Source organism: Proteiniborus sp. MB09-C3 (assembly GCF_030263895.1).
In the GTDB taxonomy this organism is placed as follows: Bacteria; Bacillota; Clostridia; order Tissierellales; family Proteiniboraceae; genus Proteiniborus.
The window spans coordinates 1,440,846-1,460,867 of the sequence record NZ_CP127161.1 but is presented as its reverse complement, the minus strand read 5'-3'; the positions used below and the strand labels follow the sequence as shown (position 1 = coordinate 1,460,867).

The following is a 20,022-nucleotide window of genomic DNA, read 5'->3' as shown; positions in this document are numbered from 1 at the left end:
ATTGGGACACTTGTATGTGTCCCATGTTATTTATATGTATTAATAATCTGATAGCCCTATGCTAATTTTCAAACACTCATCGACCTTAGCCATCATGTCGTCATCAAAGTGACCAATCTTTTCCCTAAGCCGTTTTTTGTCGATGGTTCTTATTTGCTCCAGTAATACTACTGAATCCTTAGGTAGCCCGTACTCTGGAGCAGTGATTTCAATATGTGTTGGCAACTTAGCTTTATTAATCTGTGATGTAATAGCAGAAATTATTACAGTAGGACTATATTTATTCCCAATATCATTTTGGATTACTAATACTGGCCTAACTCCCCCCTGTTCAGAACCAATGACAGGACTTAGGTCAGCATAAAGTATATCTCCCCTCTTTACTATCACCATTCTTCACGTCCTGTCAATCTGCTTTCATATTTTATGAGCTCATTATAATCCTCTTCTATCCCCATTTCAGCAAAATACAAATTAATTTGGCTCATCTCTCTGTATCCGTTCTTCATTACTTCTTTAAGCTGAATTTTTTTACGTTCTCTTAAATAGAGCTTCATGGCCTCCCTAATAAACTCACTTCTGTTCTTGCTTTCCATCGACACTATATTATCTACTTCTTCTAGCAAACTATTAGGTAGACTTATCATAATTCTTTTTGTTTCGGCCATTATTGCACCCCCGGATTATCTGATGAAATAATTATAACACATATCCAAAAATTATATAATATCATGTTTATTAGTATGTTATGGTATATTTTAGTTTTGTCTATTATTAATATAGTATATTCTATTATTTCATAGTATATACTCGAATATATACTAGTTTAAGCAAGATAATCTCTTATATATAAAATCTCATTATTTTCCAAGTATACTCTTGGCACCCTTTTACTTACCATACATACAATTTCATAATTTATTGTTCCCAAAATCCTTGCTACATCATCTATACTCGGTTCATTCATTCTTCCAGTTCCAAACAGTATAGCCTCATCGCCTATTTTTACATCATCAAGATTGGTTACATCTACCATACATTGATCCATACATATACTGCCTACTATAGGAACTCTCTTTCCTTTTATACTCGCTTTGGCTTTATGATTTAAAAGTCTAGTAAGTCCATCTGCATAGCCAATAGGCAACGTAGCTATTTTAGTAGTTTTATTTGTTACAAAGCTGTGTCCATAGCTTATGCCCTCACCTGCTTTAACAGTTTTTATATTTGAAATAGAAGCCTTTAAAGTCATTACTGGCTTTAAATTAACCTTGTCTTTATTTACATAGTCAGACGGATATAAGCCATATAGCATTATTCCAGCCCTTACCATATCTAGATGACATTCTGGCAAATCAATTATGGCCGCACTGTTGGCAATATGTTTTATAGGTATTTCTATACCTATTCTCTTAAGTTCTTTTAATACCCAGTTAAACTTTTCAAACTGTATCATTGTATGCTCTTTATTAGCTTCATCAGCTCTTGCAAAATGAGAAAATATCCCTTCAATATATAGATTGGGTAATTTGAATATATTAGCTATTTTTTCTATTGAGTCCGCCTCAGGCAAAAAACCTAGTCTTCCCATACCAGTATCAATCTTCAAATGTATCTTGGCTGTTCTGCCTAAATCCTTTGCTATCTCTGATAGTGCCTTTGCATCCTCCATATTGTATATTGTTTGAGTTATATTGCTTTCTATAATGAATTTGTCTTGATATCTGGGAGTATAGCCTAGTATTAGTATATCATCTGTTATGCCGGATTTTCTTAGTTCAATAGCTTCAGATAGTGTAGCCACTGCTAATCTGTCACTTCCATTATCTGAAAGAGTTTTAGCAATTGCCGTGGCCCCATGTCCATAGGCATCTGCCTTAATCACCGAGGTAATAATAACCTTCTCACCTACAAGTCTTCTTACTTCCCTAACATTATGAGCTAAATTATCTAAATTTATTTCAGCCCACACTGGTCTAAAATCCTTTAAAGAAACCAACTTCTCTCCCCCCTTATGAGAACTCTTAACTATGAGAAAAAATGAAAAAATCACCTAATTTCATAATATTCTTATTGAGGGTTCAAGTCAATAAACAAAGATTCAGTTTAGATGAAATTTAAGTCCATTTTCAGTTCAGCATCGAGATTATAATTTACGAATGTAATATAAGCCTGTTTTAATATTAAAATCTTCATCATTTACTTTTATATTGGCTTTAAATTCTGTATAAATCACTTCAATAGATAGCTCTCCATCCTTATCTAACACATTTAATTTATAAGGCTGATAGTTTTCCTTGTCTATCCATAACTTTTCTTTATACCTATACTTATTATTGCCTGGTATGTCAGTTTCTAAAACTAGATATTTTTTGCCGTTTATATCATCAAAATTCATCTTAATTTCTTCATTAGATAATATGTTTTTTAAGAAATGTCCGACAAAAAGATTTTTATCTGCTTCCTGCTCTAAATCTTTGATTATAAAGGATTCATCAATTTGTTTATTATATAACCAAGCCTGCTTCCCATCATATAAGACAATGTTTCCTTGGTTTTCAGCAGGCTCTAGTACTTCTATGACATATTTATCCGGTTTTTTGAATACATGTTTTGATTTATAGGTCTCAGTATCTTTATTTCCCTTTACTGTAACATCTGCAATACATCTGTATGTCTCCATTTTATTAAAATATTTTTGTGCCTCATAAAAAACATCTGTTTCTTTTTCTGAAAACATTGAACAACCATAAGTAAAAGTGAGTATTGCTGCTAGAAATAATAATACAAAGTGTTTCATGAATTGCCGAAACCTCCTAATTAATTTATTTAATCAGACTTGATAGCCTTTATAGCATAGGGTATATTTTCTACTATATCCCCTGCTATAAGACCATATTCTCCTTTTTCTCTGGCAACTATATCTCCCGCTAATCCATGACAAAATACAGCTGCCATAGTTGCATTTAAAGGCTCTATCTTCTGTCCAATTAAACTCCCTATCATTCCACTTAGTACATCTCCACTACCAGCCGTGGCCATGCCCGGATTTCCAGTAGTATTTATGTAAATATCACCTTTTGGACTAGAAATCACCGTATTTGAACCTTTTAGCACAGTAATTGTGTTGAATGTTTGTGCAGCATATCTACAGTACTCTATTCTGTTAGATTGGATTTCTTCAGTAGTTATACCTAGCAATCTTGACAGTTCTGCTGGATGGGGAGTGATTACTGTTGGGTATTGTCTAGCTAATAAAGCTTCCTTATCTTTTGAAGCACAATTTATTCCATCAGCATCTAATACTATAGGTTTTTCTGTATATAATAAAATATCTTTTACAAGCCCTACTCTCTCTCCATCTACACCCATTCCTGGTCCTAAAACCAAGCAATCTACCTTACTAATTGCTTCCTTAATATATTTTGCTGAATTTCTATCAAGATGTCTATCAGTATCTTTTATAGGTAAACATATGGCTTCTGTTGCTGAAAGCTCTATAATATCGCTTACTGATTCGGGTACAATTGAATAAGCTAATCCACTTCCACTTCTAAGACAGGCCTTTAGAGCTAAAATAACGGCACCTGTCATTCCTTTACTTCCTCCGATTACACCTACTCTTCCATAGGTTCCTTTGTGAGTATCCTTTTCTCTCTTTGGAATAATACTATTTACCATATCTTTATCTATAATAGAATAGTCTCCATTCATGCAAGGAATATTATAGATATTCCCCTGTAAATATTTATAATCTTTTTCTGCTACAGCAAGAGCTACAGCACTATCATTATTATGGCTAATCGAAACATGTATATTTGAGATTTCCTTTGCGTTTGCCAATTCCTTAGCTTTTCCTAAAAGCATTATAGACGGCTTTCCTGATGTTTCGGAGTAAATTTCAATGTCCGTCCATTTAAAGCCACTGATTCCACTACCAAGGGCTTTGCTTACTGCCTCTTTTGCCGCAAAAAGTCCAGCTATAGTATTCATATTGTTGTTTTTTGATTCAATATAATTAAGCTCATTTTTTGTAAATATTCTTTCTTTAAATTTAGTATTATTATTTATGGCACTACGTATTCTGTCTATTTCTATTATATCTATTCCAGTACCTTTAATCATTATTACACCCCTCACATAAAAAACTGACTGCCTATTATCTAAAAATATCTAGAATACTATTATCAAGGGATATTCCAAATAACCCTGCTAAAACCTTTACAAACTCAGCTAAAAAGAATATTACCGAAGCCATAAAAATAATAACAAAAAAAAGCTTTAAGATGCCAGCTGCTTTTTCCTTAAACTTAAAGTTCTTAACAAATAAACCTATAATCATTTGCAGTAAAGTAGTTATTATATTAAAAAAGATTTCTAATACACCTATAAAAAGAAGTATTAGCATAATGATTTTCATAAGCAAATTAAATCATTCCTTTCTAAAGATCTACTAAAATTATACCACAAAATTTAACAAAATATAGGTCATTTGCTCCGCGGTCTCGCAACACAAAAAAAAGAATGCTTTGAAGCATCCTAATCTAGCATATCTTTATCAAGTTTTTCCATCTCTTTACTGCCTAGCATTCCATGTAAAAATCTATATGTTGTATTTATCTTCTCCTCATAATCATTCTTTTTTTCTATTAATTCCCTCAGTCTATTTCTAAAGTCTTCTATTTCTAAATTAATGGGCTCGAGACTGCCTTCCCATTCGGTCAATTGTTTATATGCAAGCTTTATAGTTGCTTTTATTAAATTAAGATTTGCTTCTTTTATTTCTTTGGGAAACATTTCTAGCTCAAATGTTAGGTTGTCTATTTCGTCATTTAATGTATGTATTTCTTGCTGATATTCTCCTAATAAATCTGTACCTCCTGATAATTGATTGTTATTTATTTCATCAGAGAGCATTATTATTTTATTCATTATCCTTTTCTTCTCTCTGCTCTTTTCTTTGAGCTGTCTATCAGTTAATTGTTGTTTTTCAAGGAGGTTCTCTAGCTCCTTTCGGGCATTATTAATAAGCTTATCTCCTGCATCTCCAAAAAGCTTCAACCAGGCAGCATCCTTAGTTAAAATGGGAATCTTATTTTTAGCTATTATATTTTTCTCTATATCTATCCCTAAGTCTTTTGAAAACATATACAATCCCTCCTAGTATATATCATACTAGAAAAGTAATCTTGTATAAATAGGTTGTTATTACTACTTATTAATTATTATAAAATTATTTATATAATAGGCTTATAAGCTTTTTCAATCTTCTATAACTTTTTTTATCATATGGATACCAGTTTATTCCTTTATTCTTCCCTCCTTCATCTACTACTATTGATGTTTGATTGCAAAATGTATATATGCCTTGCTCTGAATGATACCTTCCTATGCCGCTATTTTTTACTCCACCAAAAGGAAGATGTGGATTTGCAACACTGATGATTACATCATTTATACAGCAGCCTCCTGTTATCAACTGCCTAACAACTCTTTTTGCTCTATTTAAATCTTTAGTCCATATACTAGAGTTAAGACCATATGGCGAATCATTAGCTAGCCTTATAGCTTCTTCCTCTGTTTTAAACTTCATAATAGGCAATACTGGACCAAAAGTTTCATCTGTCATTACAAGCATATCATTATTCACATTAGTCAAGATTACTGGGTTAATCTTAAAACCATTTTCTTCTTTTAGCTTTCTTCCAGTTATGGCTATGGCGCCTTTTTTAATTGCATCATCAATATGATTTTTTACTATTTTAATCTGAGCTTTTGAAGTCATTGAACCTATATCATCATAAGTATCTGAGCCATAATTGAGCTTATCAAACTCAAATACTAAGTTCGATAGAAACTCATCATATATTGATTCTTGAACATAAAGTCTTTCCACTGACATACATACTTGACCACAATTAGTAAATGCACCCCATAGAGCTCCTTGTACCACTCTATTTATATTGGCATCTTCAAACACTATCATTGGATCCTTTCCACCTAATTCCAACTCTACAGGAATTAAATCTCTAGCCGCACTCTCTGCAATTTTCTTCCCAGTAGCCACGCTTCCTGTAAAGAATACTTTATCAGGCTTCTGATTAATTATCTCTTCTCCTATTTCTTTTCCTCCGAATAGTACTTGTATTACCCCTTCAGGAATTCCCGCACTTTTAAACATCTCTTCTATCAATACCGAGACATATGGTGTAACCTCAGAGCCCTTGTAAATAACACAATTTCCTGCTGCTAGTGCAGAAATAATGGGAATAACTGATAATTGAAAAGGATAGTTCCATGGAGCTATGACAGCTATGACTCCCATTGGTCTATACTCAATATATGATTCTTTTCCTATTAAAAAAGCTGGAGTTTTTACTTTTCGAGGCTTCAAAATTCGTCCTAGGTTTTTTTCATAATATTTAATAATGTCCAAAGTAGGATATATTTCAGATGACAATGTATCTGTATACACCTTACCAGTATTTTTAGATATGCCCTCAACTAATTCATCTAAGTTCTTAACAAAATATTTTCTTATCTTTGCTAGATACTCTATTCTATTTTTTATTGAGGTATTCTGCCAATGATTAAAGGCAGCTCTTCCAGCCTCCATGGCTTTTTTTACATCATCAACTGAGCTTTCAGCAACCTCTCCAAATATTTCTTCATTCCAAGGATTAACAAACTCTAGTTTATTCACAGAAATTACTCCTTATTATTTTTTGATGGCAGAGGACAGTTTGACATCCCCATTTCAAATGTATCACTATGAAATAGGGGTGTCAAGAAAACAGCACTCTCCCATACTAATAGGCTCTTAAATACTGTTCAATTTCCCACCTATGCACTTTAGCTACATATTCCTCCCACTCTTTTAGCTTCCCAGAAATATATTTGCTAGTTACATGATTCCCTAATGCTTCTTTTATTATTTCATTTTTAGACAATTCATTTATGGCCTCATACAAGCTCTTAGGCAAAGCTTCAATATGATTTTCCTGTCTTTCCTCTAGACACATTTCATAAATATTTTTATTTATAGGTTCAGGTGGAGAAACTCTATTTTCTATTCCATTTAGTCCAGCAGTTAATGCTGTGGCAAGTGCTAGATAAGGATTACATGATGGGTCTGGATTTCTAAGCTCAACCCTTGTACTTAAACCTCTCTTGGCAGGTATTCTTATAAGGGGACTTCTGTTCCTCTCTGACCAAGCTATATTTACTGGAGCTTCAAATCCGCTTACTAATCTTTTATACGAATTTACTAGGGGATTGGTAATTACAGTAAATCCCTTCACATTTTCTAATAATCCGCCAACAAAATACATAGCCTCATCACTAAGTCCATTTTCTTTACTTTCATCATAGAATATATTTTGCTGATTGCTAAATAAAGACATGTTTAAATGCATTCCAGAGCCAGCAATTCCTTCTACTGGCTTAGGCATAAAGCTAGCAAATAATCCAAAGTCATCTGCTACTTTTTTCACTACATATCTAAAAGTCATGATGTTGTCAGCAGTAGTAAGAGCATCTTCATATTTAAAATCTATTTCATGCTGACCTGGCCCACATTCATGATGTGAAGCCTCGACTTCAAATCCAAAGCCTTCTAGGGCAATAGTTATAGCTTCTCTAACATCTTCACCTCTATCCATAGGCGCCATATCAAAATATCCTGCCTTATCATTGTTTTCTAGTACAGGATTTCCCTTTTCATCCACATTGAACATATAAAACTCAGGCTCAGGTCCAACATAGAAAGCAAATCCCATGCTTCTAGCCTTTTCCAATGCTCTTTTAAGCACATACCTAGGACATCCTTCAAATGGTTTTCCATCTGGCATATATACATCGCAAATCATTCTAGCTGTTGTATATCCGTTATGAGTTTGCCATGGTAAAATAATAAATGTAGATAGGTCTGGGTGGAGATACATATCAGATTCCTCTATACGTGCAAATCCATCGATTGATGAGCCATCAAACATGACCTCATTATTAAGAATTTTATCAATCTGACTGACAGGTAATGTGGTGCATTTTACAGAACCAAGTATGTCCGCAATCTGTAAAACAATAAACCTAACCTTCTTTTCTTTGATTATGCTTTTGATGTACTTAATTTGTTCATCTCTGTTAATTATTTTTTTCTCCATAAAACAGCCCCTCTTTTGTTAGAATAAATTTATAGGATACATTATACATTATATCTGTATAAATATAAAAACATTTTTTTCATATAATTTCTGCTCTATTTAGGGAATTATTGGTTTTCTGCCTATGTTTTCTATCATTATTATTCCTTTTTTCGAAAAAATAATAGGCATCTAGTTATCTAGACACCTTTGATAATTTGTTCTATTAGCATATTATTATTTTTCTTTTTAATCTTCATCCTGATGCTTCTGTATATAAGTCTTTATCCCATTAATAAAGGTTTTCGCCTTTTCAATTTGTTCTTTAGCTTCTTCTCTTGAAGCAATATAAAAATCATCATAATCACTTCTGTTTCTAATCATAAAAGCTTCATTAAGGATTACTGAAAAGTCTTTACTAAATTTGTTGTTCTTTACGTAATATTGGTTAAAGTACGATATTATGCCAGAATGTTTTTTTGAATCAAATTCATTATAGGCTAGTAAGGCTCTAAGGCTATGAAAAATAGCATAATATGATCTATTTAGAGATTCTGAATAATATTTAGATTCAAATAAAACTTTGGCAGCTTCAATATTTTCATCAGCTTTATTTAACCTATAATTTGATAGTCCTATAATATAACTATCGATTGGCATAAACCTTAATCCCCTCTCTTACTACATTTTTATAAAAAGGTACATAAGATATTCGGTTATTAAAATCTTTATAATTGCTTTCTATCACTGAAATTACGACGTCATAATGGATTGACAAATCAGTAATCTTTTCAACTAAAGTTTTTCTATATTTTCTTTGTTCATCATTGTCCAAATCGACTAATATCATTATATCTATGTCTGATTCAGAATCATTATCTCCTCTTGCATATGATCCATACAATATTATATCTTTTAAATTATTTCCATATATATCAATAAGTACATTTTTTAAATCTTCTAATAAAGATATCAATTCTCTATTCTTTAATAATTCAATATCGTACATACTAACACACCTCAACCATTGAATTCGCCTATTAATATACTCTTTGACTTATTATATCATATAATTTAGCAAATACTTCAACAAATAACATATACTTTATTCGCTTTAATAACTTAACATATAAAACTCCCCATATTCTAATTTTTGCACACATAGAGAGACGAATTTATCTCCCATCACAAAATTAGTGAAATAATATGGATTTTCGAGGCTTCTTTTCAATGATAAAGTACACATTAATAGTTCTATCATTATTGACATTGAATGAATTGATTTTGTTCTCTTATGGCTTATCTGAATGTTTTGATAGAATCTCTCAATTACAGTCTATTACCCACTCAATAATCGGATCATTGCTTAAAATAATATCCTGCCTAGTATAAGTTATATATATGTCTGGCTCTAAAGTATTTGAATATGCGCCTTTGTTAGGGATTTTAAAAATGTCAGTTGCAACATTGAATTCTATCTTAGAGTTGGGAAGCTCACATCTTGGTGCATTGCCATAAGCTAATGTTGCATTTCCTGTTGGTTCGCCAACTATTAATCCTATGTTATTATTTTTAAAAACCCCCGCAAAGCCATGTGCTGCACTAAATGTTTCTTTTGATGTTAATACGTAAATTTCACCGTTAAACAAATCGGTCTGCTCATTTATTGAATTGCTAAACCATACATCATTTAATAATTCAACTTTCTCGACATTAATGTATTGTAAGAACTCTCCAATAACTACTGCATTTCCCCCAGAGTTTTTTCTCAAATCAATGACAGCTTTTTCTATCCTATCTTTTTTTATATCATGAAAAAATTCTTCAACTTTTTTTATATATTGTTCATTATATATACAAAAATTTAAGTAAAAGATGCCTATACTTTTATTATTATTTATTTCATAATAAAATGGCCTTAGATTATAGTATTTTTCCATTATACTTATATAGTTATTAAATGATAATTGTACATTTTTAATCTTGCCATTATAATCTTCAACTAAAACATCTACCTTATCCTTATTATTAATTAGTCCTAAGTGGTTTAAAAACATTTTGGTAGGTAAAAATTGTTCGCTTTTATATTTGAGCCAGTAATCATTCTCAGAAGGGATAAATTTTTTCATATTTAATAAAATTTGCTCAGGTTTCATATTTCCTATCTTTAATACTTTATCACCCTTTTTTAGCACCTCATTTCCTTCATTTATAATCATGCCTTCATCTAACCATTTAAAGTTTAGATCTATTGCATTATAACTTCCGTTATATAAATCCACTGCTGTATGTCCATCTTTTAAAGTAGCTAGAATTTCCATAACTAAAAAGACAAATTCATCATTGCTCTTAATGCTATCTATTTTTTCATAAGCATAATCCATTTTTCCTTTAAATCTATCTAATGTATCTTTATCTTTTAAAGCTGGATGGTTATCTATGACTTGTTTTTCCAAATAATACAGATCCATATTCATTTCACTTATACTAATAGTATTGTGCTCAATTTCAATACTATTTGACTTTGTCGTGAATTTTATATTATTGTTACTGATAATATAAATGACTAAAAAGAGTAGTACACATATTATAATAAAAGTAAGATAACGTTTTTTCATTTTCCAAACCTCATTCCCGCAAAAATTTGGTTATAATTAATGATTTTAAAATTTAGCCTATACAGCTATACTATTTTATAAGTACTTGTCTTAGCTTTTTTCATCTAATAACTTGCTTACCCATATTATATATATGTTTGCATATTACAATTACATTATTGCTTTCTCTAACTTTTGACCTTTATATTCTATTTCCGGCAATTCAAACTTAAAAGTAACACTATAAATGCTATCTTTATCAAATAAGATTTTACTGAATTCTTTCAATCCGAGGGATAATAATCAACATTTTCAAGAATAAACATATCATTAAATGAGTTTTGAATATGTTCTATTAATGAATCATTATTTATATCTCCAGACATTCCGAAATAAATTGTCTCTACATTCTTCTCTCCAAGAGAATCCAATTTTATGTTTAATATATTATTATAATCTTCTTTAAGAAACTGGTTAAAAAATTTACTTCCTAGAATATTTAAATACATTTGTTCCTCAGAATTTACAAAAGAAAATATTATATCCATATTGGAATTGGAATTGTTCTCTATAGTTTTCTGTAGTAGCTCTAAAACAATAGCTACACCACTACCATTATCTATAATTCCTTTTGAAAACATCCCATTAGTGCTACCAGTTGCATCGTAATGAGCAGTCAATACAATTGTATCCTTACTATTCTTCCCCTTATAAGTCATATAGATATTTTCTAGGAGAATATCTTCAAAATCCAAACTTAATTCTATAGATACTTTTTGGTTAGTAAAGGTTATGAGTTTTTCCGCAAGAAATTTATTTATAATAATGAGGGCAGGAGAATTGTTATTTATTTCGATGATACTTTTTTTGCTATCACTATCCTCTGCAAAGATTATTATAGAAATATTTGAGTGAAGCTTAGCCTTATTGACATCATCCCAATTATAAGCAATAAATGCATATTTTTCATCATTTTTAATCTTATCCAAAGAATTTACTAATACCACTTTTTTCGTATCTATTTCTTTTTCATTCACGGAGATGAGCATTGAATTAGTAGTACTTAGTGAAAGAGAATTGTTTTCATATGTAAATGTTAGATTATAATTTTTAGGAATATTAACTTTATATTCATGGGTAAGTAATTTAGTTTTTTCGTTTTCAAGAGTCTTTAAATATTTTTTTAGCTCATCAGCAAGCCGATAATTGCCCTCGCTGTTTGTAACTCTATAGTCTAAGTTTTAAAGTCGATTTATAGTGCTATCAATAGATTCAAAACTTTTGATGGAGCAGCTTGCCAATAACATCATACACATAATTAATAAAAAAAATAATTTCCTATGCTTTGAAAGATTAAACTTGCTCACCTTAATCACCTCAAATATTTTCTATTAAACCGAATACCATATACTGGACGACGTCATTTAATAGAATCTATTCAGCCATTCTAAGTTAAGTAAATACTTAATTATTAAACAACCAGTGTAGTAGCAATCAGATGCCTCGGTCTCCTGCCCAGCCAGCACTCTACTAGTTCTAAGCAAGTGACCTCTCATACAAGTTGGACAAGCTGGTCAGAATTTTCAAGGTAATTGTTGCTTCCATCATCTGCAAAAGTAGTAGTCAGCATTGAAAAAACTAAACGTTTTTTCATAATAACCTCCTCATAACCCATCATATGGTATTGACCCCAATATATCACTTATTCCGTTTTATGTCAAAAATAGCAAAGCAGAATATAATAAAAAAGGCATCTAGCAATCTAGACACCTTTTTGGCTTACTTATCTATTATTATCACAGAAGCTATTTCTTTATCTACTGCTACTTGAGTGTAGCCTACTTGAAACACATAGGAAGGGAATGTTTGAATCATTTTTAGATTCATTCCGGGCATTATTCCCATTGCCATTAGTTTTCTCAATATGTTACTATTTGTAGTGTTAAGCTCTGCTATAGTTCCTTCTTCACCTTTTTTTAGATTAGTTACTGATATTAAGTCTTTACTAATTTCTGATTTCTGCACCTTTTTTACCCCATTTCTTGAGAACTTTTATTAGCTTAGGCTCCTTTAAGACTTCATAGCCACAATTAGGGCATTTGTACTTGTTACATGATTTATGCATAGGGCAGCTTACGCAGCCTGCCACACTTTGTTCTTCAGTAAACTCATGACCGCAAAAACTGCATTTTATCATGCTAACACCCCAGTTATCAATAGGATTTGATTTAGAAAATATCCTGCTACAAATGCAAATACTAATATAAATGCTGACATAGCTAATGCTACCTTCCAGCCTCTTTCTTTTATCATCATTGCAAATTGAGCTACACAAGGCAAGAATAATGTAAGAGTAGCTGCTGATACTACAAGCTGTCTAGGATTTAGTATATTTGCCTTCTGTAAATCAAATAATCCAGCTGCGCCATAGTCTCTCCTAAAGAAACCGAATAAAAACACCTCTGCAGCTTCATTTGGAAGTCCAAGTACATTTACAATAGGCTCAAGCCAGCTAATTAAAAGCCCAAATAAACCTGTAATATTTCCAAGCCAAATCAATACACTGGCAAATATGAATAAAGGAATGATTTCAACAAAATACCATTGCATTCTTGTGTAAGTCTTAGAAAGTACGTTCGAAAGCTTTGGCAATCTTAAAGGTGGAACTTCCATATAAAAGCTTGGTCCTTCCCCAGGTAGAATTTTCGAAGTTAAAAAGCCTATAAATAAAAATACCAGCATTATAAAAATAAACCATATGCCTAATGCCCCACTATTACCTGATAATAATGACATAATAACTCCTAATTGTGCTGAGCAAGGAATAGCTAAAGCAAGTAAAAGGGTTGCAATAATCCTTTCTCTTTTAGTTTCCAGTGTTCTGCTTACCATGGTAGCCATAGTATCACAGCCAAAGCCTAAAACCATAGGAATAACTGCACGGCCATTGAGACCTATTTTCTTAAATACTCTATCAACAAGCATTGCAAGTCTTGGTAGATATCCACTATCCTCAATAATTGAAAACACTAGGAAAAATGCTCCTACTATAGGTAAAACTATAGCTACTGCATATCTTACTCCTAGAGTTATTATTCCGTATTCATTGGCAATTAAATCCTGTAGCCAAGTCCAAGGTATTATAGAATTTACTACACCATCTACCCACGGATTTATATAGCTCTCAAATATATTAGCTTCTAAAAAATCTACTACTGTTCCTGCTCCAAATTCTCCGACAAATTTATAGAATCCAAAGTATACTACTAATAGAAGTATAGGTATGCCTGTAATAGGATTCATGGTTAATTTACTTAAGAATTCCGATATGCTCTTTTTTTCAGTTTCTTTCTTTTTAGTAACTACCTTATTAGTTAACTTGTCTACTTCTTTTTGTCTAGACAAGGATATAATATAGCTTAAGGGCTTGTCGCTTTTTTCTTTTGTTCTTTCTACTATATCTATTATTTTTATATAATTATTTCCTTCATTAGCCTTGACTAGCTCCAACATATCATCATCTTCTTGAAGAAGTAATAATGCAGCAGCTCTTTTAGAAATAACGTAATTATGATTCAAAAGAGCTACTATTTTATTAACAGAGCTCTCTATTATTTCATCATAAGAAATATTAAGCTGATTTAACATACTCATCTACCCTTTCCTTTAACTCGTCTAATCCTTTGTTTAATGCAGCAACGGTGGATATTACAGGTATCCCTAACTCTCTTTGAAGTCCTTCTACATCTATTTTTAGTCCCATTCTTTCAGCTTCATCCATTATATTTAAAACTAGTATTACAGGACTGCCTGCCTCTATCATTTGTATGGTAAGAGGAAGCATTCGGCTAATATTCTTTGCATCTATTACATGCAATAATGCCTTAGGTTTTTCCCTGAACAATAAATCCTTTGTGACCTTTTCCTCCTCTGTTATACACATAAGAGAGTACATTCCAGGTGTGTCAATAATCTCATATTGAACCCCTCCTATTATTCCCTTTCCTCTTGATACTTCAACAGTAGTTCCTGGATAATTTGAAACAGTCACATATACACCAGTGAGTCTATTAAATATAACACTTTTGCCAACATTAGGGCTGCCAACTAGTGCTATCTTCTCTAAACCATGTGTATTTTGATTTACTTCTCCGTGGCAATTTCCAGTTCCAAGTAATGTACTTGCTAGTTTTTTATACCAAGGCACTTTGTTTTTGCAACATTCCATACTAACCCCTCCATCTTATTGAAAACCATTCTCAATGTTGCTTTAAAAATATACTCTCCATTAGTAAATATCTACTTAGAGAGTTAAATATATATTTAACAATCTTATTGATTATGTATACTAACTGATACTGATTTTCATTCTGATAATAGTTTATACTATTTTTGATGAAATTTCAATAACCTTTAACAAAAAGATATACTTTCACTAAAAAAGCTATTTCATCGTAGATTTATTTTCTACTTTGAAATAGCCAGTTTCACATATTTAAAACCTAATTCTGATATTATTTTCTCTGACCATATGTTTTAAACTTCTCTATCATTAAAATCATTTCTTCCTCTGGAAGAATAACGGGCTCTCCTATACATTTAGTTCTGTAGTACAGCTCTGCACAATATTCTATTTCCTCTGTAATATTAAAGGCATTTAATAAATCATTTGCTCCCGCTAAGAGCCCATGATTTGCCAATAAAACTGCTTTTCTATCCTTCATAGCTTCAAAGGCATTTTCAGCTAATTCCTTAGTTCCATAAGTAGCATATTTAGCACATCTTACATCTGGCCCTGCTAATGCAATCATATAGTGTACTGGAGGCAACAACCAGTTTAGACATGCTAATGTAGTAGCATACATAGTATGTGTATGAATGATTGCATCTATATCAGTTCTTCTTTCATAAAATACTCTATGCATTTCAACTTCACTCGAAGGCTTTTTATTTCCATCTACTTGTTCTCCACTTATATTTAATACAGCCACATCCTCAGGCTTAATTTGAAAATAATCTATTCCAGTTGGGCTTATGGCAAATAAGCCTTTTTCTCTATTATAAATACTTAAGTTTCCGCCTGTTCCTTTTGTTAATCCACTAGTAGCGAGTTTTCTACCATATTCTACTATCTGTTCTCTCTCTTTTTTCATCAACATGCGAACACCACCTAAAATAATTTCCTCATTAATATATCTATATCTATTGAGATTTTTTAAAGTTTTGAAATTTTTATTCAGCTTGATTATAAGTACTGTAAATACATCATAATTCTATGAACAGTCTTTATATTTTTACACTAAGCATTAGTTAAGCCACCATCTACCACAAGAACATGACCATTAACATAATCAGAAGCTTCTGAAGCTAAAAATACTACAGGACCCTTAAGGTCATCTGGTGTTCCCCATCTTTTCTTGGGAATTCTAGCTGTTATTTCATCAGTTTTTTCTCTGTTTTGTCTTAGGTTAAAGGTGTTATCAGTTACCATGTATCCAGGAGCAATAGCATTCACATTGATTCCCCTATCAGCCCATTCATTAGCCAAGGCTTTAGTGATTCCAATAACTGCATGCTTGCTAGCAGTATAGCTTGCAACTTTATAGCCACCTCCTAATCCATGGATGGAAGAAATGTTAATTATCTTTCCATAGTCCTGCTCTAACATATGAGCACCAACCTCTCTGCATAGCTGAAAAACTGCCTTGGAATTTACTTGAATAATAAAATCCCAAGCCTCATCAGAATGGCTTTCAGTGTCAGAAAGGTGTAGCACACCAGCATTGTTAACTAATATATCAATCCTGCCATAAGCACTATAAGCTTCTTTGATGATATGAGATATAGATTCTGGCTTTGATAAATCAGCTTGGATTCCATAAAATTCTGAATCTACAGCCTCTACCCTTTTCTTGGTATTCTCTGTAGAAGATGTCCCCACTCCAATAATCTTTGCTCCTGCCTCTGCCAGCGCTACAGCCATACCTGCTCCTAGCCCTTTTGTAGCTCCAGTAACTAAAGCCACTTTTCCATCTAATCTAAATAGTTCCATACAATAGCCTCACTTTTTTACTGATATACGATTTATTCATAATACTTTATTTCTCGGGAAACAAAAATTCATCAACATGAAATCCTGGACTTACTACACATGACACTAAAACAAAATCTTCTCCAACGCAAGGAGTCGATGTTTGCCAGACATCAGCAGGCACTATTGCCTGGAACTGCTGGCCCTTATCTATTTTGTTCCCTAAAATTATTTCTTTTTCTTTATTTGGTAATTTGCCACTGCCTCCTAAAATCATCTTGAGAGATCCTCCTGCATGCCAAAACCAGATTTCAGCAGATCGAAGCTTATGCCAAGCAGAAGTCTCTCCTGCTTTTAATAAATAGAAAATAACAGTAGCACTGGGCCTATCTCCAGAATAGGCATTTCCTAAAATTGATTTAGGTATCTCTTTATCAGTTTTCCAAATGAATTTATACCATCCGCCTTCATAATGAGGCTGTAATCCTAGCTTTTCAATATAATAATCTGCATTATAATTAGTCATTTAAATTCTTCCTATTTATCAAATAATTCTTTTAAGCTAACATCATAAGGTGGTCTAGCAATGCCTTTTTCAGTGATAATTCCTGTAATCAATTCATTTGGAGTAACGTCAAATGCAGGGTTGAAAACTTTAACTCCTGTTGGGCCTGTTTGTTTGCCAAAGCCATTAATTATTTCACTAGCATCTCTTTCTTCTATAGGTATTTCTTTACCAGTAGGAGTATTCATATCAATAGTAGATAGTGGACCAGCAATATAAAATGGTATGTTGTGCGCTTTAGCTAATAATGCTACTCCATAAGTTCCTATTTTGTTAGCAGTATCTCCATTAGCGGCTACTCTATCACAGCCTACAATAACAGCATCTATCCAACCCTTGCTCATCACCATAGCTGCCATATTGTCTGTAATAAGTGTAACATCAGCTCCAGCCTCTTGCAGCTCAAAGGCTGTCAATCTAGCACCTTGTAATAAGGGTCTTGTCTCATCAGCAAATACCTTTATATTAATACCTTTTTCTTGAGCAACATATATTGGTGCTAAGGCTGTACCGTATTTAGCCGTTGCTAATCTTCCTGCATTACAGTGTGTAAGTACTGTCATGCCATCCTTTAAAACCTCTAGTCCGTTTTCCCCAATCTTCCTGCAGGTTTCTTCATCTTCTTTTTGAATCAATAAAGCTTCTTTTTCTAATATTTCTTTTATTTTCTTTACAGGCAGATGCTTGTTCTCTAATGCTACTCTATCCATTCTTTCTAATGCCCAAAAAAGATTAACAGCAGTAGGTCTGGAGCTTGCTAGATAGTCTGAAGTCTTTTTGAACTCTGCATAAAAGCTATCAAAGCTTGTTTCATCTACATCTCTAATTCCTAAGACAACACCATATGCAGCTGCAATTCCTATAGCTGGTGCTCCTCTAACCTTTAGTTGTTTAATAGCATCCCAGCAATCTTTGACATCGTCTATTTCCAGAACCTCAAGAATTGAAGGTAATTTAGTTTGATCTATAATGTGTATCTTTCCGTTTTCAAATTTTATCGTATCTATCATTTTGCGCCTCCTTAGAATTTAGTCATCAGCTTTTATCATCTCAATATTGTTAGCTTTAAAAAAATCCACCCATTGTTCATTTAAAAACTCTTCAGCTACAACTGCATCTGTTATACTAAAATCTCCAATTAAAGAAAAAGCAATTACATCAAATTTAGTCTTGTCAATAATGAGATATGTCTTTTGTCCTTTCTTAAACATAAGCCTTCTAATTATTGCTTGAAACTCATTTGAATCAGTTATCCCATTTTCCATAGAGATACCTCTACACGATACGAAAGCCTTGTCTACAAAGTATTTTTCCAGCATTTTCTCTGCATCATTCCCAACAAAAGACAAAGAGCTATGATCTAGTAATCCTCCTAGTAAGACCAGCTTAATATTAGAATAATTAGACAATTCATCTGCTACTTTAAGAGAATTAGTTAGAACAGTAACTTTACTTTTATTGATAATATTCTTTGCAATTTGTAGTGATGTAGTACTGGCATCTAGTATTACTGTATCTCCATCATTAATTAAATCGCTACATTTTTTGCCGATTTTTTCTTTAGCTTCTAGATATATAGTTTCTCTTATTCTTATGTCTAAATCGTTTTTTACTCCTTCTCTAGTAAAGGCCCCTCCATGGGTTTTTATTAGCTTACCTTCACCCTCTAAAATTGTAAGGTCCTTCCTTATAGTTTCCGGTGTAACATTAAGTTTTTGGCTTAGTTCTCTCACTAAAACGCTTTTGTCTTCAGCCAGCTGTTTTAAAATAGCTTCTCTTCTATCATGTGCTAAAATAAGCTCACCCCCTGGCACTCATAGTTTCATATAAAATATTAAATTCTACTTAACTAGCTAATAATCCTTTTTCTTATATAATATCCACTATATTCTCAATTAATCTCCTAAATTTGGCTCCAACTTTGTTTGCTGTTTCAAAAACCTCTTCAGCACTTAAGGGTTGCTCTAATATACCAGTACCTAAATTTGTTATGCAAGAAATAGCTAATACCTTCATGCCACCGTGATTAGCTACTATTACTTCTGGAACTGTAGACATACCAACTACACTTCCTCCAAAAGAGTGAAACAACTTAATTTCAGCAGCAGTTTCAAAGCTTGGTCCAGAATAGCTCACATATACTCCTTGCTTAAGTGAGATATCAGTTTTCTTAGCGGCCTCATGAGCAAGCCGAATCAGTTCTGGAGCATATGGCTTACTCATATCTACAAATCTAGGCCCAAACTCCTCTAGATTTGGCCCTATTAGAGGATTATCACCCATGAAATTTATATGATTGTCAATAACCAATAAATCCCCGGGAGTCAAGTTAGGGTCAAGGCCTCCACAGGCATTTGTAATTATGATTTTTTCAATCCCCAATTTTTGCATGACACGAATAGGATAAGTTACATCCTGCATAGAATATCCCTCATAATAGTGAAATCTGCCTTGCATACAGAAAACTGCTTTTCCTTTACATTCACCTATAACTAATCTGCCTTTATGACCTGGAGCTGTAGATACCGGAAAATTAGGTATATCCTCATATGGTATAATAATTTGATTTTCAATCTTGTCTACAAACTCTCCTAATCCTGTACCCAATATAATACCTATCTTAGGCTCTAAATTAGTCTTACTCTCAATATACTCTACAGATTCTATTACCTTTTCTAACAACATGTA

At 32.4% G+C, this 20,022-nt stretch carries 23 protein-coding genes; all 23 read right to left on the bottom strand.

Translation table 11 applies throughout. The features are described from left to right. Window positions 1–39: 39 nt before the first annotated feature. The 23 genes from QO263_RS07045 to QO263_RS06935 all read right to left on the bottom strand — a co-directional run bounded on the left by QO263_RS07045 (window position 40) and on the right by QO263_RS06935 (window position 20,019). Window positions 40–393, bottom strand: a complete 354-nt coding sequence (locus tag QO263_RS07045) for a type II toxin-antitoxin system PemK/MazF family toxin (protein ID WP_502928702.1) — start codon at window positions 391–393, stop codon at window positions 40–42. Further along, window positions 387–668 carry a CopG family ribbon-helix-helix protein gene (locus QO263_RS07040; protein ID WP_285628093.1) on the bottom strand — a complete coding sequence of 94 codons (282 nt, stop codon included), beginning with the start codon at window positions 666–668 and terminating at the stop codon, window positions 387–389. Before QO263_RS07040 ends, QO263_RS07045 begins: the two co-directional genes overlap by 7 nt. A gap of 158 nt (window positions 669–826) precedes the next feature. After that, entirely contained in the window at window positions 827–1,999 is a 1,173-nt protein-coding gene (gene alr / locus QO263_RS07035; protein ID WP_285628091.1) for an alanine racemase, read from the bottom strand. 147 nt (window positions 2,000–2,146) lie between these two features. After that, complete coding sequence (locus QO263_RS07030) at window positions 2,147–2,800, bottom strand: LolA family protein (RefSeq protein ID WP_285628088.1); 654 nt, start codon at window positions 2,798–2,800, stop codon at window positions 2,147–2,149. Between the two features lie 29 nt (window positions 2,801–2,829). Continuing rightward, the gene (locus QO263_RS07025) at window positions 2,830–4,125 is read right to left on the bottom strand and encodes an NAD(P)H-hydrate dehydratase (protein WP_285628085.1); all 1,296 of its coding nucleotides are present in this window, start codon (window positions 4,123–4,125) and stop codon (window positions 2,830–2,832) included. 34 nt (window positions 4,126–4,159) lie between these two features. Next, on the bottom strand, window positions 4,160–4,426 hold the full coding sequence (locus QO263_RS07020; RefSeq protein WP_285628082.1) for a hypothetical protein: 267 nt from the start codon (window positions 4,424–4,426) through the stop codon (window positions 4,160–4,162). 113 nt (window positions 4,427–4,539) lie between these two features. Further along, a complete protein-coding gene (locus QO263_RS07015; protein WP_285628079.1) occupies window positions 4,540–5,148 on the bottom strand; it encodes a hypothetical protein in 609 nt (202 codons plus the stop codon). An 85-nt stretch (window positions 5,149–5,233) separates the two neighbouring features. After that, on the bottom strand, window positions 5,234–6,703 hold the full coding sequence (locus QO263_RS07010) for an aldehyde dehydrogenase family protein (RefSeq protein ID WP_285628076.1): 1,470 nt from the start codon (window positions 6,701–6,703) through the stop codon (window positions 5,234–5,236). Between the two features lie 106 nt (window positions 6,704–6,809). Continuing rightward, entirely contained in the window at window positions 6,810–8,162 is a 1,353-nt protein-coding gene (gene glnA, locus QO263_RS07005; RefSeq protein ID WP_285628073.1) for a type I glutamate--ammonia ligase, read from the bottom strand. Between the two features lie 228 nt (window positions 8,163–8,390). Beyond that, window positions 8,391–8,801, bottom strand: a complete 411-nt coding sequence (locus QO263_RS07000) for a HEPN domain-containing protein (RefSeq protein ID WP_285628069.1) — start codon at window positions 8,799–8,801, stop codon at window positions 8,391–8,393. Further along, window positions 8,788–9,150 (bottom strand): nucleotidyltransferase domain-containing protein, encoded by a 363-nt coding sequence (locus QO263_RS06995; protein ID WP_285628066.1) that lies wholly within the window; start codon window positions 9,148–9,150, stop codon window positions 8,788–8,790. Before QO263_RS06995 ends, QO263_RS07000 begins: the two co-directional genes overlap by 14 nt. Before the next feature lie 316 nt (window positions 9,151–9,466). Continuing rightward, complete coding sequence (locus QO263_RS06990) at window positions 9,467–10,759, bottom strand: S41 family peptidase (protein WP_285628063.1); 1,293 nt, start codon at window positions 10,757–10,759, stop codon at window positions 9,467–9,469. Between the two features lie 263 nt (window positions 10,760–11,022). Continuing rightward, window positions 11,023–11,727 (bottom strand): M28 family peptidase, encoded by a 705-nt coding sequence (locus tag QO263_RS06985; RefSeq protein WP_285628060.1) that lies wholly within the window; start codon window positions 11,725–11,727, stop codon window positions 11,023–11,025. Between the two features lie 790 nt (window positions 11,728–12,517). Then, on the bottom strand, window positions 12,518–12,763 hold the full coding sequence (locus QO263_RS06980; protein ID WP_285628057.1) for a FeoA family protein: 246 nt from the start codon (window positions 12,761–12,763) through the stop codon (window positions 12,518–12,520). Next, a complete protein-coding gene (locus tag QO263_RS06975; RefSeq protein ID WP_285628054.1) occupies window positions 12,744–12,935 on the bottom strand; it encodes a hypothetical protein in 192 nt (63 codons plus the stop codon). Before QO263_RS06975 ends, QO263_RS06980 begins: the two co-directional genes overlap by 20 nt. Further along, a complete protein-coding gene (locus tag QO263_RS06970) occupies window positions 12,932–14,392 on the bottom strand; it encodes a ferrous iron transporter B (RefSeq protein ID WP_285628051.1) in 1,461 nt (486 codons plus the stop codon). The genes QO263_RS06975 and QO263_RS06970 overlap by 4 nt, the downstream gene beginning before the upstream one ends. Further along, on the bottom strand, window positions 14,370–14,966 hold the full coding sequence (locus QO263_RS06965; protein WP_285628049.1) for a FeoB small GTPase domain-containing protein: 597 nt from the start codon (window positions 14,964–14,966) through the stop codon (window positions 14,370–14,372). The genes QO263_RS06970 and QO263_RS06965 overlap by 23 nt, the downstream gene beginning before the upstream one ends. 286 nt (window positions 14,967–15,252) lie before the next feature. After that, window positions 15,253–15,897: an L-fuculose-phosphate aldolase gene (locus tag QO263_RS06960; RefSeq protein ID WP_285628047.1), complete on the bottom strand. Its 645-nt coding sequence runs from the start codon at window positions 15,895–15,897 to the stop codon at window positions 15,253–15,255. A 140-nt stretch (window positions 15,898–16,037) separates the two neighbouring features. Then, window positions 16,038–16,790: an SDR family oxidoreductase gene (locus tag QO263_RS06955; protein WP_285628044.1), complete on the bottom strand. Its 753-nt coding sequence runs from the start codon at window positions 16,788–16,790 to the stop codon at window positions 16,038–16,040. A gap of 46 nt (window positions 16,791–16,836) precedes the next feature. Continuing rightward, window positions 16,837–17,295, bottom strand: a complete 459-nt coding sequence (locus QO263_RS06950) for a cupin domain-containing protein (protein WP_285628042.1) — start codon at window positions 17,293–17,295, stop codon at window positions 16,837–16,839. Window positions 17,296–17,306: 11 nt separating this feature from the next. Then, a complete protein-coding gene (gene mtnA, locus QO263_RS06945) occupies window positions 17,307–18,344 on the bottom strand; it encodes an S-methyl-5-thioribose-1-phosphate isomerase (protein WP_285628039.1) in 1,038 nt (345 codons plus the stop codon). Between the two features lie 18 nt (window positions 18,345–18,362). Then, entirely contained in the window at window positions 18,363–19,148 is a 786-nt protein-coding gene (locus QO263_RS06940) for a DeoR/GlpR family DNA-binding transcription regulator (protein ID WP_285628037.1), read from the bottom strand. 55 nt (window positions 19,149–19,203) lie between these two features. After that, complete coding sequence (locus tag QO263_RS06935) at window positions 19,204–20,019, bottom strand: purine-nucleoside phosphorylase (protein ID WP_285628035.1); 816 nt, start codon at window positions 20,017–20,019, stop codon at window positions 19,204–19,206. Window positions 20,020–20,022: the final 3 nt, after the last annotated feature.